Here is a 16,000-nt window from a genome sequence, read left to right as displayed (position 1 = left end):
CCTACGGCATCAAAGCGGCAGCTCCGACGTGACGACAATGCGTTAGCGATAGACCGGGTAATCGGCACACAGCCCGGCAGCCAGACCAGCCACCTGGGCCTCGACATCGGCATCGCCGAGGTGATCGAGAATGTCGGCGATCCAACCCGCCAGTTCGCGGCACTGGGCTTCCTTGAAGCCGCGAGTGGTAACCGCCGGCGTGCCGATACGCAGACCGGAGGTCACGAATGGCGATTGCGGATCGTTGGGCACGGCGTTCTTGTTCACCGTGATGCCCGCGCGGCCAAGGGCGGCGTCGGCGTCTTTGCCGGTGATGCCCTGCTTGATCAGCGAAAGCAGGAACAGATGGTTGTCGGTGCCGCCGGAAACCACATCGAAGCCGCGCTCGATAAACACCTCGGCCATCGCCTGGGCGTTCTTGATCACTTGCGCCTGGTAGTCCTTGAAGCCCGGCTCCAGGGCTTCCTTGAAGCACACCGCCTTGCCGGCGATCACATGCATCAGCGGGCCACCCTGGGCGCCAGGAAACACAGCGGCGTTGAGCTTTTTCTCGATTTCTTCGTTGGCCTTGGCAAGGATCAGCCCGCCACGTGGCCCGCGCAGGGTTTTGTGGGTGGTGGTGGTGACCACGTCAGCCAATGGAATCGGATTCGGGTACAGGCCAGCGGCAACCAGGCCCGCGACATGTGCCATATCAACAAAGAGGTAGGCACCGACCTTGTCAGCGATGGCGCGGAAGCGTGGGAAATCCAGGGTCTTGGAATAGGCCGAAAAGCCGGCGACGACCATTTTCGGCTTGTGCTCGACGGCCAAGCGCTCGACTTCGTCATAGTCGATCAGCCCGGTGTCGGTATCGATGCCGTACTGCACGGCGTTGTACAGCTTGCCGGACGAGCTGACCTTGGCGCCGTGAGTGAGATGGCCGCCGTGAGCCAGGCTCATGCCGAGAATGGTGTCGCCGGGCTGCAGCAGCGCCAGGTATACGGCGCTGTTGGCCGACGAACCTGAGTGCGGCTGCACATTGGCGTAATCAGCGCCGAACAGCTGCTTGGCACGCTCGATGGCCAGCGCCTCGACCTTGTCCACATGCTCGCAACCGCCGTAGTAACGCTTGCCCGGATAACCTTCGGCGTACTTGTTGGTGAGCCCGCTGCCCTGCGCCTCCATCACCCGCTTGCTGGTGTAGTTTTCCGAGGCGATCAGTTCGATGTGATGTTCCTGACGACTCTCCTCGGCGTTCATTGCGCTGAGCAGGGCGTCATCGTAGCCCTGAATCTGATCTGTCTTGCTGAACATCACGTATCTCCCCGAGGCGCCTGAAGGCGCCGCATCTGGCTCGGTTGCTCGATATGAGTCTTGTAGGGCGATGGTATGACTCGCCCTCACCAACCAGATGCCTATGCACGCCACGGGAGATTGCGTTTGCGACATAAGCAGGTGTCGCAATTACGCATGCAGACCGCGCGCGTCAGAGCGCGCGCAGCGCCACCAGGACAAGAAGGTGACCGGGATAGAACAGATAGGCCCAGCGCCGCACCGGCGGCACGGCAAACGGCGGCTTGTGCCGCAGCAGCGCGAGGCCAATAGCTGGCGCCAACAGGCAAATGCCGAGCACGCTCCAGGCGAACGGGTCACCTCGGGCCGCATCGCTGTAGAACGGCGCCCAGTAGTTCGCCGCCAGGCAGCAAAGCATCGGCAGCAGCCAACCGGCATAGGGCTTACGCAGCGCCAGCAGAAACGCCGCCGGCAGTACCGCCCCGAAAGCGCCGAACATCAGCCACGGGTGGCCAAATACGGCAACCAGCAAGGCAGCGCCACCCAGCCAGCAGGACTGGCGCTGCGGCTGCTGCACCGCCGTGGCAATCAGCAGGCCAAGCACCAGAGTAGGCAATACGTTGAGCGATTCCGTGGTTGGCACCAGTAACCGATAAGGCCACTCCGACAACAACGAGAACAACAGCAACCAACCGAGGTAGCTCAGCGGTACGCCTTTGGCCACACCGGCTCGCGGCCGCGCGACATTCGCGGCGATGGCCAGACAGAACAACGGGAAGGCCAAGCGGCCAGGCACATAAAGGAAATAGAGCGACGGCCAGGCATGCCGAAGGTGGTCGACCAACATGGTCAGCAGCGCCAGCCACTTGATCAGATCGAGGGCCGCATCTCGGCTAGACGACAGGGGATGAACAGGGGAGGCGGTAGACATGCGTACGCGTCACACAAGGATGAGGCTGCACGGTAGAGGCAAACTGCACGGCGAAGCAAACGAGCAGGCGGCGCGAGGAAAAACCGGGCGCCGCCCTTGCACGCTTACTGCAGTTGCGTATTGCAGCTGCTCGAGGCCGTCATCAGGCGCTTTTGCAGAGCAGGATCTGGCGGAACCTGCTTGCTCATATCGGCCATTTCGGCCTCGCTGAATTCCTGGCTGACCTTGGTGGCTGCACAATCACAGAAAGCAGTTAGCTTTTCCTCGGAATGGCCGGCCTGAGCGCCTTTAACGCACTCTTGGACGAACATTGCCTTGGCCTCGGGCGACCAGGACTGCGCTGCCGCAGCTGGCAAAGCGAAGGCGAGCGGTGCGAAGAGGGCGATCAGATGTCGGTAGCTCATGGTGGGCTCCTGTAGCGGGGAATCGGCGAGTCGTTGAACAACTCTCCCCTTTTGTGAGCCCAGCGAAGCCTGTGAGTTCACAGTAAAGGCCTTTAAGAATATGTCGCACGGGCGAGTTCATTGCCCCCGCATAGCGGGCTAAAGTAGCGGCATGCGCCCGCCCGGGCGAAGCAGACAAGGACCTTGCAATGACCGACACGTCCCAGCAATTCGCCAGCGACAACTACTCGGGCATCTGTCCCGAAGCCTGGGAAGCCATGGCACAGGCCAACCAGGGCCACCAGCGTGCCTATGGTGATGACGAATGGACCGCCCGCGCCGCTGACCATTTCCGCCACCTGTTCGATACCGATTGCGACGTGTTCTTCGCCTTCAATGGCACGGCGGCCAACTCCCTGGCGCTTTCCGCGTTGTGTCAGAGCTATCACAGCGTGATCTGCTCGGAGACCGCCCACGTCGAAACCGACGAATGCGGCGCGCCGGAGTTCTTCTCCAACGGCTCCAAACTGCTTACCGCGCACACCGAGCAGGGCAAGCTGACACCGGCTTCGATCCGCGAGATCGCCCTCAAGCGCAAGGACATCCACTACCCGAAGCCTCGCGTGGTGACGCTGACTCAGGCCACCGAAGTCGGCACCGTATACCGCCCCGAAGAAATCCAGGCGATCAGCCAGACCTGCGACGAACTGGGCCTCAACCTGCACATGGACGGCGCGCGCTTTTCCAATGCCTGCGCCTTTCTCGGCTGCAGCCCGGCGGAGCTGACCTGGAAAGCCGGCGTTGATGTGCTCTGCTTTGGCGGCACCAAAAATGGCATGGCGGTGGGTGAGGCGATTCTGTTCTTCAACCGCGACCTGGCCGAAGACTTCGATTACCGCTGCAAACAGGCCGGTCAACTGGCGTCGAAGATGCGCTACCTGTCGGCGCCCTGGGTCGGCCTGCTGCAGAACGACGCCTGGATGCGCTACGCCACTCATGCCAACCGTTGTGCGCAGCTGCTGGCGGACCTGGTCAAGGACGTACCGGGCGTGAGCCTGATGTTCCCCGTGGAAGCCAACGGGGTGTTCCTGCAAATGTCCGAGCCCGCCCTCGCCGCCCTGACCGCACGCGGCTGGCGCTTCTATACGTTTATCGGCGCAGGCGGCGCACGCTTCATGTGCTCATGGGACACCGAAGAAGCCCGCGTACGCGAACTGGCCGCCGCCATCCGCGAAGTGATGGCTGGCTAGCAGCGAACATCGACGGCGGTGGAATCAGATCCCCGATTGATCCGCCGCCACGGCCTACCGCTCATCAATCAGGCCCTGCCAAATGACCTCCTGGCTATACGTTGCAATGCCTGTGGATAAGCATGCAGTGCTAACTGGAAACCGGGTTCGCCAACGAGCAACAGAGCACTGCCTGTTTGCACGGCACAGCTTGAGCTCGGGCTTGATCAACAGCTCCGTCGCTTCGGCTGGGTAAAATCGTTCACACAATCCCCAATTTAGGTGCAATACATTGTTGGTAAACTGTCTGTAAAAGACTGAAGGCCTTTAAAAACGAGGCCTGCAGCAGACTGTACGAAAAACACTCACCCGAAAATGATTGAGCTCAGGGTTACACACATTCACTGTGCAGCAACCACTGAAAAGGCTGTGCATAAACAGCTATAACCCAGTAAATACGCAGCATTCCGCTCACTGCCTATTTTCTGAACAGCGCAAAACCGATCCCATCATCCACAGCATGATCGAACTCGCGTTGGCGTGTTGTGGACAATAATCCCCAGACATCTTGTATGTCCTGGTGGATAGGCTGTTGAAAAATAACTGCAGCTGCCGAATACAGAGGCCTACAGCGATTCGTTCAAAAAACACTCACCAGTTATGGATAAAGAAGTTATCTACACACAGATAGTGTGCGCCGACTTGTGCATAAGTTGTTAAATACACGCTACAGGCTTCTAAATGCGGGGCCTCTGTCGCTCTGGTCAATTTTTGAGCGACGCCAATTTTGCTCTGCAGTACATGTGCAGCTACGTCACACGCCTTTTCGAATTACGCGGCGGTGAGTAGTTCTTCGGCGGTTTGCCCCCAAAGATAGTGGATCAAGCTGTGCACAACCTGTCGCCACCTGGCCAGAGCCCTTTTATGACGGTGCCTGCAAGGCAACGATCAAAAATCGAACAGTGAAATCAGGCGTGCGGGTCAAGCCACAGGTGATTTCTATCTCGTAAGTCTGTGCACATCTCTGTGCATAACTCGAAGAGTTCAAGGTCACTTGCGGCCGATTTCGTATCCCAAGTGCTGACTTCCGTTCATGCGCGGCCACGTAGTTGGCAGCCGGGTATGCAACGGTTGCAGCGAATGAAGACGTTCAGGGTTCAAGAATGACGATTACGCACAATTGCTGTGCGTCTGGCTGTGGATAAGCTGTTTGGCGCTTGCTACAGCCCGCGACCCGCCGGCATTGCGGGTCGTCGGTTATTTTTTAGACAACTCCCGATTGATCAGTAATCGATGCTTACATCGCTACGGGGCACACTGCAGCAGGACAGGATGTAGCCCTCGGCGACGTCCTCGTCGGTGATCCCGCCGTTGTGCTCCATATCCACTTCGCCCGAGGTTTTCAGCACCTTGCAGGTGCCACATATGCCCATGCCGCAGGCTTTGGGGATATGCAGCCCAAGCTTCGCCGCTGCCGTGTGTACGGTCTCGGCAGGTCCAACCTGGATGCTTTTGCCCGTGCTGGTAAAGGACACCTGGTTGAGATCGGCTGCTGGTACCTGCGGTGCGTCGGCTGCCAACTCGGCCAGCTCCCTGACGTCCTGGCGGACTTCCGCCGGCACTGGGCCAAACGCCTCTTCGTGGTAGCGGCTCATGTCGAAGCCCTTGGCTTCGAGCAAGCGCTTGACCGCACTCATGTAGGGCGTGGGGCCGCAGCAGAAGATTTCCCGCTGCAGGTAATCCGGCGCCATCAACTCCAGCATCGGCTGATTGAGGTAACCGCGATAGCCTGACCAGGCCTCGCCCAGACCGTGCTTCTCGCAGATCACGTGCAGGCTGAAGTTGCTGATTCGCGCGGCCATGTGTTCCAGCTCGCGGTGGTAGATGATGTCCTTTGGCGAACGTGCGCTATGCACAAACACCATGTCGACGTTGGCGTTGGTGTCGTAGAACCAGCGCGCCATCGACATCACCGGGGTAATGCCGACACCGCCGCTGAGAAACAGTAACTTCTCGGCGGGAAAGTCGATGGCATTGAACAGCCCTACCGGGCCGTGCACCGCCAGCTCCTGACCTTCGCTGAGGTTGTCGTGCAGCCAGTTGGATACCTTGCCGCCCGGCACCCGTTTAATGGTGATGGAAAAACTGTAAGGCACCGACGGTGAGCTGGAAATGGTGTAGGAGCGCATCACCGGCAGGCCGTCGATCTCCAGCTCCAGGGTAACGAACTGCCCCGGCTTGAAGAAGAACAGCACCGGCTGGTCGGCCATGAAACAGAAGGTGCGAACATCCCATGTTTCCTGAATGACTTTGACGCAACGCACCACGTGGCGGCCGTTGCTCCAGGTCTGGGTAGTGACGGGATACAGGAAGTCGTTAGACATATCGGTTCTCTCGCACACACGGGCCGCTCACCGGCCCCGTCTTTGCCGCGATTGTGCGTAACCATCAAACCTGTCATTTACCTATCAACGACATCGACATACTTACGGCGACCTGCCCCGTAGACACTGGCCTGCCGAGTCGGGAAATGATTCGAGCATGTCGCCCATGGATAAGGATCGCGACGCGACCGGCTCCACACTCGGCTCCAAGCCGAACAGGATAAGAGCGCTAACCGCAATGCCTTTGCAGAGCGCCTATCGGCAGGCGATCAGGCGTGCGACGCGCCACCTTGCGTACCACCGCATCTAGCCACTTTTACGGCGTTCGCAGCGCGCGCGCCACGAGGAGTTTTCCGATGACCGTCACCTCTACGCTGAGCCTTGGCGATCCGCTGGAGCCGGCACGCGCCGCTGCCGCCGAGATGCTGCAGAACCGCGAGCGCACGTTTTCTCTGCCGCAGCCGTTCTACAACGACGAGCGCGTGTTCCAGCTCGACATGCAGGAGATCTTCCACAAGGAATGGCTGATCGCCGGCATGACGTGTGAAATTCCCACCAAGGGCAATTTTCTGACCCTGCAGATCGGCAATAACCCGATCCTCGTCATCCGTGGTGCAGAAGGCGCCGTGCATGCCTTTCACAACGTCTGCCGCCACCGCGGCTCGCGGCTGTGCACCAGCGAAAAGGGCAAGGTGGCCAAACTGGTCTGTCCTTATCACCAGTGGACTTACGAACTCGATGGTCGCCTGCTGTTTGCCGGTACAGAAATGGGCGCCGACTTCGACATGAAGCAGTTCGGCCTCAAACCGGTGAACTGCAAGACTGCCGGCGGCTACATCTTTATCTCGCTTGCCGAAAACCCGCCCGCCATTGATGAGTTCCTGGCGACCCTGGCTCATTACATGGAGCCGTACGACATGGAGAACACCAAGGTCGCGGTGCAGACCAACCTGTTCGAAAAGGCCAACTGGAAGTTGGTGCTGGAAAACAACCGCGAGTGCTACCACTGCAACGGCTCGCACCCGGAACTGCTCAACACCCTGCTGGAATGGGACGACACCAACGATCCGCGCGCCAGTCAGTCATTTAAGGATCACGTCGCCGAATCCGCGGCCAAATGGGAAGCCGAGAAGATCCCTTACCTGCATGCCGGCTTCGGGCTGCGTAACCGTATCGTGCGCATGCCGCTGCTCAAAGGCACCGTGTCCATGACCATGGACGGCAAGCAAGGCAGCAAGAAACTGATGGGCCGCATCCAGAACCCGGACCTGGGCTCGATGCGCATCCTGCACCTGCCGCACTCGTGGAACCACTGCATGGGCGACCACATCATCGTCTTCACCGTGTGGCCGATCAGCGCTCAGGAAACCATGGTCACTACCAAGTGGCTGGTCCACAAGGATGCGGTCGAAGGCGTCGATTACGACGTGGCGCGCCTACGCGAGGTGTGGGACGCCACCAACGACCAGGACCGTCGCCTGGCGGAAGAAAACCAGCGTGGCATCAACTCCAACGCTTACCAGCCCGGCCCTTATTCGCAGACTTACGAGTTTGGCGTGGTCAACTTCATCGACTGGTACAGCGGCCGCATGCTGAATAATCTCGGTGCGGCGCCAGCGCCTTATTTGCGAGACGTGCAAGCGCAGTAAACGCCTGCCCCATCAAACGACCGCCAGCACCTCCCGCCGGCGGTTTTTCTGCCCACGGCTAAAATCCAGCGGGCATACCCGCAGCCCGAGATGGGCGGACTCTGTGCCCTGCCGCAACCCGATCAGTGCCGCAACCTTGTCATCGAGGAAAACGAGCCGCCATAGGCCCTGCCGATTTCCGTCAGCTTGTAGAACGCGCTGCGTATCACCCGTGCATACCTTGTTAATCGTTTGTGCACCAACAGCGCCGCCCATCTACGTGGGGCTCGCGCTTGTCCTGCGCGCCAAGATCCCTTCGCAAGGCATCTCCATGGCGGTTCGGTTTATGACAGGAACGTTTCACAGCATTTCACGCCGGTAAGCGAAACAATCGGGGCAATCCCGGCCTTAGGCGCCCATGCGGATCTTGCAGAGCGACTCGGCCAATCGCCTTTACTTCGCGAGGAACTGATCGTGAGCGTGAAACCACTGAACAAGGGCGGCATCGAACAGCCTGGCAGCGATCGCCATCGTTTCGACAATATTGTGCGGCTGAGCCAAAAAGCCGAAGGCAATCCAAAGCCCAAACAAGACCGCACCGCCACGGATAACGAGACCTGGCCGCCCGTTGACACGACCGAGGTCGAGGCAGCCAAGGACGGAAAAATCCGTTATGAGCTGAACGGTCAAGGCGTGGTAGTGGAGCGTTCGGTAAATCCCGAGCTATACAAATTTTTGGTCAACCTGCACGCCCTCAATCAGTCGCCTGAGCAGAAAGCCCAAGTGGTCGCCGCAATGGCCGACGAGCACGCAGTCGCCGATCGCAACACAGAAGTGAAAAGCTGGGGCGACTACACGCAATTCAAGTGGGAAGGAAACCTGGAAAAGGCCGAGGTGATCACGTACGTGGACGCCGACGGCGAGACCGTCACCGTTTCCAAAGCGCTCACCCCAGAGCTGTTCGCCGAATTGCAGCAGATCGGGCTGTCGCGCTACACCCTCGTACAGCGCGCAGACGCGGGTCGTGAAGTCGCCGGCGCTGATACCTACATCGCCAAACATGACATTTCCTGGTTTGGCTCGCCGGACGAGTTCGGTAACGGCGTTATTCAATTCGAGACCAAGGACGGCAAGAAGTACGTCGTTTCCCAACACGAAAACAAGGAGATGTACGACCGGGTTAGTGAAATGTGGAGCGACCACCTCAAGAGTGGGGATTCGATCCAGACATTGCGCGACACGTACAAGCTGCCTGATCTCGACGCGATGGATTTACTCGGCCTGAGCAGCGGTGAAAAAGCGAAAAAAGACGACAAGGAAGACATGACGGTCGTCGAGTTGGCGACCAAAAACCTGCTCGACAAATACCGCAAGCTCATCGAAGAGGGCAAGGTCGAAAAGGACAGCGATATCGGCAAACTGATAAAGGCCATTGAGGCCAAGGCGACCATGGAAGGCGGCCACACCATCACGCCGTATATCGAGGACCCGCGTGGCGGCACGACGTGGCGCCAGTTCAAGAGTGACGGCGAGGAGCTCAGCTCCGAAGACATGCAGGACATTCTCGACGGCAACGCCGTGGACAAGATGCTCGGTGAACTGTTCACGACGGGCCAAGGCGAGAGCGACAAGATCGGCAAGGAGTTCCAGGCGGAAATCGACAAGGCCATCGAGAAAATCGGCGGAGAGGACAAGGACAAGCTCGAAGACCAGCTATACAACACCCTGACCAGCACCGAGTTCGTCAAATACCTGCAGGACATGAAAAAGCAGGGCATGGGCGCCGAGGCTCAAGCAGAAGTTGCCCGCCTGACCTCGAGCCTGGAGCAGCTCGACCCCGAGCGCGCCAGGCAAGCGGAGTCGGCGCTCAAACAAAACAGCATTCTTGTCGAGATCGACACACTGGTCGGTGACCCGAATTCCATCCCCGACGAATACAAAGAGCTGGCCTACCGGGATATGGGCATTCTGATCAAGACTGCGCTCAGGGCAGCCGACATCCCTCGTCGCGTTCAGGACAGCATCGAGAAATTCTTCAACGAGCTGCTCAACGACAAAACCAAGATGGCCGACTTTGTTGAACTCAGCGAAAAGCTCAACAACGGCAGCATCAGTCAGGCGGACTTCAATGAGCAGCTGCAGGGTAAATACATTCCAGCCGAGGTCAGCAAGAACGACTTCGCCAAGGCCATCGGCACGCTGAACAAGTACGGCGTTCTCGGCACAGTATCGGCCTTCGGCTCGCTGGGTGGCGCGATCTACATGCTCTCGGCGAAGAATGGCCAGTTGGCGGACGAACCCATGGAGCGGCTGATTATCGTACGCGACTTCATGACGTTCCTCAGCTACGGCGCCCAATTCGAGAAGACTGGCATCTTCGACTTGTTCACCAAGACCAACACGGCCGACCTGCTGGGGCTGAGCAAAACCTTGCCGGATATCTGGGGCAAGGAGAGTACCTGGGGCAGAAAGATTGAAGGCTTTCTGCGCGACAAGGGTATTTCAGGCATTCCCGACGCAGCCCAGACCCGTGCAAACGGCTCCCTCGAACTGGCCTCGCTGAACAATGGCGGTGGCAGCGACGTGTTAGACCAGATAAGGCTATCGGGTGAGGCCTCCGGCCTCGGCACGCTGGACGACCCGGCAAGCCGTGCGCTGCTCGACGACATCATCACGCGGGCGGGCGGCACGCCGCCTGCCGATTACTCGAAGTACAGCAGCCTTAACGATATTGCCACCGAACAGAAGCTCACCATCAGCGAAGAAACAATCACCCAGAGCATCAACGAGCAACGCGCCGCGAATGGTCTGGGAGACGTTCCGAACGACGCCTCTGTAAGCGATTTCGCGGATCATCTGGACGATGCCGCAAACCGCGCGCTACCGCCGTCAGTAAGCTCTTCGGGGTACTCGACTTATACCGATGCGGTGTCGACGATTTACGAAGACGCTGTGGAGTACTTCGAGCAACGCAACATCACCCCGCCCAGCCGCGAGTCCTTCGATGCCACCCTGGAGGAGCGTGCACGCCGCTCTGGCTCACCGGCGCCAGCTGGAAGCGAACCGTTCAATGGTTTCTCCGCGGATGTAGACCTTGATCGAGAATCCATCAATGCGATGTTCGAGCGCGACAATCGCACGCCGCCGCCTTCGGACGTTATTGATGGTGCCGTCGAGCGCGTCAATGAAGCGGTAAGAACCACTTCTGCACAATCAGGCCTTGTCACGACTGACAACGTGATTGACGTGGCTTCCGGCGGCAAGCCGGACGTGCCTTCGATCAAGCCAGGCACGGCAGCGCGCATTGCCGGCACGGTCACCAAGGTCCTGGGTGTGGCGCCTGACATTCTCAGTGTCAGTGACATTGTGATGGGCGCGCTCGCCATCAAAGAAGCAATCAAGACCGGTAGCGATCTGGGTAAAGCCAGCGGCTCGTTGTTTGTCGTCAGCGGCGTTGCAGGCACCACGGCCGGCATCATCGGTACCGTCGGCCTGTTTGCCAACATCGGCGCTCTGGCAGGCGCGACTGGGCCATTGTTTCTGGTTACCGCGGTGCTTGGGCTGGTCGCAGGTATCGTCAGCATCTTCGTCGACCACGAGAAGAAGCAGAAAGCCACCGACAAGGAAGGCCAGTGGTTCAAGGACCTCGCCGAGCTGGGCCTGGCCCAGGAGGACTGGGGCGACAAGCTGGAATATGCGCGCTACAGCTTCTACGAGTACGACGGCCGCGATGCCCCCGCCGGACAGAGCATCTACGACTACCAGAAGGATGAATGGGAGAATTTCAAGGACACGCCGCAAGAAGGCGGCTCGTCCATCAATCGTTTGGATGACGACCTGCACCTGGCCACGTACGACAAGGCGTTCTACGAAGAAAATCGCGAGGTCATGCACACCATCCGCGAGCGCTGGGATGACTGGAATGGGAAGGACGCGATCGTCAGCAAGAAAGACCTTGAGAAGATCGCCAATGGCGACGGCAGTGACGAAGAGAAAGCAGCCGCGCAGTTCCTGCTCGAGAACAGTGAGTTCTGGGAACAACTCGACACCCAGTGGGGCAAAGGCGGCCAAGACGGCAAGGTAAGCACCAACGACCTCAACACCTGGCTGAAGATGGTCGGTGCTCACGAGGAGCAGTACGACCGCGCCTACTATGACGACAACCTGAGCATCATCGAGACCATCCGCGAACGCTGGGACGACTGGAACGGCAAGGACGCCATCGTCAGCAAGAAGGATCTAGAGAAGATTGCCAATGGCGATGGCAGCGAGGCCGAGAAAGAAGCGGCGCGCTTCCTGCTCGACAACCCGGGCTTCTTCGATCAGCTCGACAACCTGGCCAAGAACGACCGGCGCGACGGCAAGATCAGCACCGGCGACCTGGAAACCTGGTTGAAGGCCATCGGCGTGGAAGAGACAGACAAGAGCGAGCTGAAGTACAACCCCAACGACAACACCCCAGCCTGGCGGGTGATGCGAGGCTAAGGTAACAAGCCGCCCCAACCGGGGCGGCCGGTGACCGTCCATGCGATGCCGGGACAGCTCGACCGTAGTCTGGCGTTGAGCGCAGCGATACCCAGGGCTGCGTCAATCATTCCTACAGCACGCGTCGGCCCGCAAAACGGGCCGAGCGGCCTTCGATCAGGCGGATGGCAGCCCGATCGTCCTGCCAACATAGGCGGAGCGCGGCATCCCGTGCTGCGACTCGCCCAGCTCGACGACGCGACCGGCGACGTGCGCATCGAACGCCGCCGAGCGTCCAGCCGCGGTGTCGATATTCATCAGCATCTGTTCGCTTTCGGCCACTGTCTGCCCGTCGTCGCAGCGCTCGATCCGGTGGTGGATATGCAGGCGCTTGTGATCATGGCCGAGCAATTGTGTGCGCACCTGAACCTCGACACCAAGCTTCACCTCGGCAAGAAAATTGAGGTGGCACTCCAGCGTATAAAGCGTGTGCCCGGTACGGCCCCTGCCCGCCTCGTCGAGGCCGATGAGGTCCATCAAACCGTCGGTGGCGAAGCTGCAGATCAGCAGGTAGTAGGCATCGCGCAGGTGACCGTTGTAGTCGACCCAGTCGGCTTGCACCAAGGTGCGGTAGGTGATCGGCAACATGCTCATTCCTCGAAGACGAAGCCGTGGCGCGCCTTGGTTTCCCTGATCGCGCCCAGCACCGCCAGCAGGCAGTCGTCGCGGTAGCGCTCCAGTTCGGCAATGCTGCGCTGGCCCTGCTGCACGCCGGTGCCGGCGACCACATCGTCGATCAGCGCTTCGGTCAGCTCGGGTGCCTGCAGGTAGGTCCAGGGCAGCTTCAGCGCCGGGCCGAACTGGGCCATGAAGTGGCGCATGCCGGCGTCGCCGCCCGCCAAGGTGTAGGTCATGAAGGTGCCCATGAATGACCAGCGCAGCCCGGCGCCAAAGCGGATCGCGTCGTCAATCTCGCCGGTGGTGGCCACGCCGTCATTGACCAGGTGCAGCGCCTCGCGCCACAGCGCTTCGAGCAGGCGGTCGGCGATAAAACCGGGCACTTCCTTGCGCACGTGCAGCGGGCGCATGCCCAGTGCGCTGTAGATGCCGATGGCAGCCTGCACCGCGGCAGGCGCAGTACGCTCGCCACCAACCACCTCCACCAACGGCAACAGGTACACCGGATTGAACGGATGACCGACCACGCAGCGCTGCGGGTGCTGCACCTGGGCATAGAACTCGCTGGGCAGCAGGCCCGACGTACTGGACCCGATGATCACGTCGGGACGCGCCGCAGCGCTGATGCGGGCATGCAGGTCGAGCTTGAGGTCGAGGCGTTCGGGTGCACTCTCCTGAATGAAATCGGCATCGGCCACACAGGCGTCGAGGTCAGCAAAAAAACGCAGCCGCTCCATCGCGGCGCCCGGCGCCAGCCCCTGCGCTTGCAGGGCTGGCCAGGCATTGGCGATGCGCGTGCGCAGCGCTGCTTCAGCGCCCGGCGCTGGATCCCAGGCATGCACGTCGAGGCCGTGGGCCAGGGCACGAGCGACCCAGCCGGCGCCGATCACGCCAGTGCCGAGGGCGGCAAAAATCTTGATATCGGTGACAAAGGACATGGCAGGCTCCCGCTTGCTGGCTCAACGACGTTTCAGGTTCATCTTCTCGCGCCCTTCAGCCGGGCTCAGCGCACGCCCACCAAGGCGCTCGATGATCTCCACCACGCGCTCGACCAGTGAGCCGTTGCTGGCCGGTACGCCCTTGTCCAGCCAGATGTTGTCTTCCAGACCGACGCGCACATGGCCACCCAGCAACATCGCCTGTGCGGCCATGGGCATCTGCTGGCGACCGATGCCGAAACCGGCCCAGGTCAGGCCCGGCGGCAGGTTGTCGACCATCGCCTTCATGGTCGCGGTGTCCGCCGGTGCGCCCCAGGGAATGCCCAGGCACAGCTGGATCAGCGGGTCGTCGAGCAAGCCCTCCTTGATCATTTGCTTGGCGAACCACAGGTGACCGGTGTCGAAGATCTCCAGCTCGGCCTTCACGCCCAGCTCGGTGATGCGTTTGGCGCCAGCGCGCAGCTGCGCGGGCGTGGAGACGTAGATGAAATCGCCGTCGCCAAAATTCAGGGTGCCGCAATCCAGGGTGCAGATTTCCGGGCGCAGCGCTTCGATATGCGCCAGACGCGTCATCGGGCCGACCAGATCGGTGCCGGCGCCGAACGCCAGCGGCTGCTCGCCGGGGCCGATCTCCAGGTCGCCGCCCATGCCGGCGGTGAGGTTGATGATCACGTCGGTGTCGCTCTCGCGGATGCGCTCGACCAGCTCGCGGTACAGCGCCACGTCGCGGCTCGGCTTGCCGGTCTGCGGGTCGCGCACATGACAGTGGGCGACGGTAGCGCCTGCCTTGGCGGCTTCGATGGCCGCCTCGGCGATCTGCTTGGGGGTGACGGGAATCGCCGGATGGCGGCCGACGGTATCGCCGGCGCCAGTGACCGCGCAGGTGACGATGACTTCATGGTTCACGGTCGATCTCCTTTCTTCAGGGCGAACGCCACCACCGTGCAGGGCACGGTAGCGACGAGGTCGAGGGTTATTGGGTTGCGGTCAGGGCTTCGGCGGCGGGGTTGCCATCAAGGGTAGTCACGCCGTCCAGCCAGCCGGCGACGGCTTGCGGGTTGGCCGCGATCCACTCACGCGCCACTTTCTCTGGCGCCTGGCGATCCATGATCGGCTGCATCAGCGCAGCCTCCTGCTCGCTGGTGAAGCGCAGGCTGGTCAGCAGGCGGTTGGCATTCGGGCAACGCTGGGCATAGTCCGGCGAGGTCACGGTGGACACCGTCGCAGCGCCGTCGTTGGGGCCGAACACGCCTTCGGTGCCGGTCAGGTAGGTGATGGGCATTTGCAGGTTCATCGGGTGCGGCTTCCAGCCGAAGAACACCACTGGCTTGTCGGCGCGCACGGCGCGACCAACGGCCGCGAGCATGCCCGCCTCGCTGGACTCGACCAGCTTGAATTCACCGAGGCCGAAGCGGTTCTGGTCGATCATCTTCTGGATCGCGGTATTGGCACCGGAACCGGCCTCGATGCCGTAGATCTTGCCCTCCAGCTGGTTCTTGAAGCGTGGAATATCGGCCAGCGTCTTCAAGCCTTGCTCAGCGGCGTAGCTGGGTACGGCGAGCACCGCCACGGCGTCGTTTAGCGACGGCTGCTCGGCCACTTTCACCGCGCCCGAATCGAGGAAGGGTTTGATGTTGTCGTCCATGATCGGTTTCCAGTAGCCGAGGAAGGCGTCGACCTGGCCCTTCTGAATGCCGGCGAAAATAATCTGCTGGGACGCCTGGGTCTGGGTCGTTTCATAACCGAGGCCCTGCAGCAGCTCGGCAGCGACGGCGGTGGTGGCGACCACGTCGGTCCAGCCGACGGCGCCAAGGCGCACCGTCTTGCAACTGTCATCGTCGGCGGCCAGCAGGGGTGAGCTGATCAGCGTGAAGGTGCAACACGCAGCGAATGCGGTGAGTGCTTTCATGAGTAGGTTCCTCAACGGTTTAGTCTGGTTCTTAGTACCGTGACCGGAACAGCGGGATTCCGATGAGCCCACCTTACTCATTTACCATTGCGCTAATTCGCACTATATCGACACAAAACCAGATCATAACGACTTGCTTCCAGCGTGTACCTGCCGTTAGATCGGGCTCCACACACGCGGA

The 16,000-nt window shown here is 60.5% G+C and carries 11 protein-coding genes; 3 read left to right on the top strand and 8 right to left on the bottom strand.

What is annotated here, in order from left to right; genetic code table 11:
• Positions 1-42: 42 nt before the first annotated feature.
• The 3 genes from glyA to BLS60_RS12745 form a co-directional block, all read right to left on the bottom strand.
• A complete protein-coding gene (gene glyA, locus BLS60_RS12755) occupies positions 43-1,296 on the bottom strand; it encodes a serine hydroxymethyltransferase (RefSeq protein ID WP_092368604.1) in 1,254 nt (417 codons plus the stop codon).
• Between the two features lie 172 nt (positions 1,297-1,468).
• Complete coding sequence (locus tag BLS60_RS12750; RefSeq protein ID WP_070880977.1) at positions 1,469-2,206, bottom strand: TraX family protein; 738 nt, start codon at positions 2,204-2,206, stop codon at positions 1,469-1,471.
• 104 nt (positions 2,207-2,310) lie between these two features.
• Positions 2,311-2,610 carry a hypothetical protein gene (locus tag BLS60_RS12745; RefSeq protein ID WP_070880978.1) on the bottom strand — a complete coding sequence of 100 codons (300 nt, stop codon included), beginning with the start codon at positions 2,608-2,610 and terminating at the stop codon, positions 2,311-2,313.
• 188 nt (positions 2,611-2,798) lie between these two features.
• Here BLS60_RS12745 and BLS60_RS12740 point away from each other — a divergent pair, with 188 nt between their 5' ends.
• Positions 2,799-3,839 carry a threonine aldolase family protein gene (locus BLS60_RS12740; protein WP_070880979.1) on the top strand — a complete coding sequence of 347 codons (1,041 nt, stop codon included), beginning with the start codon at positions 2,799-2,801 and terminating at the stop codon, positions 3,837-3,839.
• 1,262 nt (positions 3,840-5,101) lie between these two features.
• Here BLS60_RS12740 and gbcB read toward each other — a convergent pair.
• On the bottom strand, positions 5,102-6,202 hold the full coding sequence (gene gbcB, locus BLS60_RS12735) for a glycine-betaine demethylase subunit GbcB (RefSeq protein WP_070880980.1): 1,101 nt from the start codon (positions 6,200-6,202) through the stop codon (positions 5,102-5,104).
• A gap of 356 nt (positions 6,203-6,558) precedes the next feature.
• On the opposite strand from gbcB, the gene gbcA reads away from it, so the two are divergent.
• The gene (gene gbcA, locus BLS60_RS12730; RefSeq protein ID WP_092368601.1) at positions 6,559-7,851 is read left to right on the top strand and encodes a glycine-betaine demethylase subunit GbcA; all 1,293 of its coding nucleotides are present in this window, start codon (positions 6,559-6,561) and stop codon (positions 7,849-7,851) included.
• 453 nt (positions 7,852-8,304) lie between these two features.
• Entirely contained in the window at positions 8,305-12,315 is a 4,011-nt protein-coding gene (locus BLS60_RS12720) for a hypothetical protein (RefSeq protein WP_092368596.1), read from the top strand.
• Positions 12,316-12,471: 156 nt separating this feature from the next.
• Here BLS60_RS12720 and BLS60_RS12715 read toward each other — a convergent pair whose 3' ends face one another.
• The 4 genes from BLS60_RS12715 to choX all read right to left on the bottom strand — a co-directional run bounded on the left by BLS60_RS12715 (position 12,472) and on the right by choX (position 15,819).
• Positions 12,472-12,942 carry a thioesterase family protein gene (locus BLS60_RS12715; RefSeq protein WP_092368593.1) on the bottom strand — a complete coding sequence of 157 codons (471 nt, stop codon included), beginning with the start codon at positions 12,940-12,942 and terminating at the stop codon, positions 12,472-12,474.
• A 2-nt stretch (positions 12,943-12,944) separates the two neighbouring features.
• The gene (locus tag BLS60_RS12710) at positions 12,945-13,910 is read right to left on the bottom strand and encodes an L-carnitine dehydrogenase (RefSeq protein ID WP_092368590.1); all 966 of its coding nucleotides are present in this window, start codon (positions 13,908-13,910) and stop codon (positions 12,945-12,947) included.
• Between the two features lie 21 nt (positions 13,911-13,931).
• Positions 13,932-14,816: a 3-dehydrocarnitine:acetyl-CoA trimethylamine transferase CdhC gene (gene cdhC, locus BLS60_RS12705; protein ID WP_070880986.1), complete on the bottom strand. Its 885-nt coding sequence runs from the start codon at positions 14,814-14,816 to the stop codon at positions 13,932-13,934.
• A 67-nt stretch (positions 14,817-14,883) separates the two neighbouring features.
• Positions 14,884-15,819, bottom strand: a complete 936-nt coding sequence (gene choX / locus BLS60_RS12700; RefSeq protein WP_092368587.1) for a choline ABC transporter substrate-binding protein — start codon at positions 15,817-15,819, stop codon at positions 14,884-14,886.
• Positions 15,820-16,000: the final 181 nt, after the last annotated feature.

This window comes from Phytopseudomonas seleniipraecipitans (genome assembly GCF_900102335.1).
Lineage (GTDB): Bacteria > Pseudomonadota > Gammaproteobacteria > Pseudomonadales > Pseudomonadaceae > Aquipseudomonas > Aquipseudomonas seleniipraecipitans.
This window is presented reverse-complemented; position numbering and strand designations above follow the sequence as displayed.

Coding starts and splice junctions, on each gene's coding strand:
- glyA (WP_092368604.1), bottom strand. CDS start 1,296: ATGTTCAGCAAGACAGATCAGATTCAGGGCTACGATGACGCCCTGCTC.
- BLS60_RS12750 (WP_070880977.1), bottom strand. CDS start 2,206: ATGTCTACCGCCTCCCCTGTTCATCCCCTGTCGTCTAGCCGAGATGCG.
- BLS60_RS12745 (WP_070880978.1), bottom strand. CDS start 2,610: ATGAGCTACCGACATCTGATCGCCCTCTTCGCACCGCTCGCCTTCGCT.
- BLS60_RS12740 (WP_070880979.1), top strand. CDS start 2,799: ATGACCGACACGTCCCAGCAATTCGCCAGCGACAACTACTCGGGCATC.
- gbcB (WP_070880980.1), bottom strand. CDS start 6,202: ATGTCTAACGACTTCCTGTATCCCGTCACTACCCAGACCTGGAGCAAC.
- gbcA (WP_092368601.1), top strand. CDS start 6,559: ATGACCGTCACCTCTACGCTGAGCCTTGGCGATCCGCTGGAGCCGGCA.
- BLS60_RS12715 (WP_092368593.1), bottom strand. CDS start 12,942: ATGTTGCCGATCACCTACCGCACCTTGGTGCAAGCCGACTGGGTCGAC.
- BLS60_RS12710 (WP_092368590.1), bottom strand. CDS start 13,910: ATGTCCTTTGTCACCGATATCAAGATTTTTGCCGCCCTCGGCACTGGC.
- choX (WP_092368587.1), bottom strand. CDS start 15,819: ATGAAAGCACTCACCGCATTCGCTGCGTGTTGCACCTTCACGCTGATC.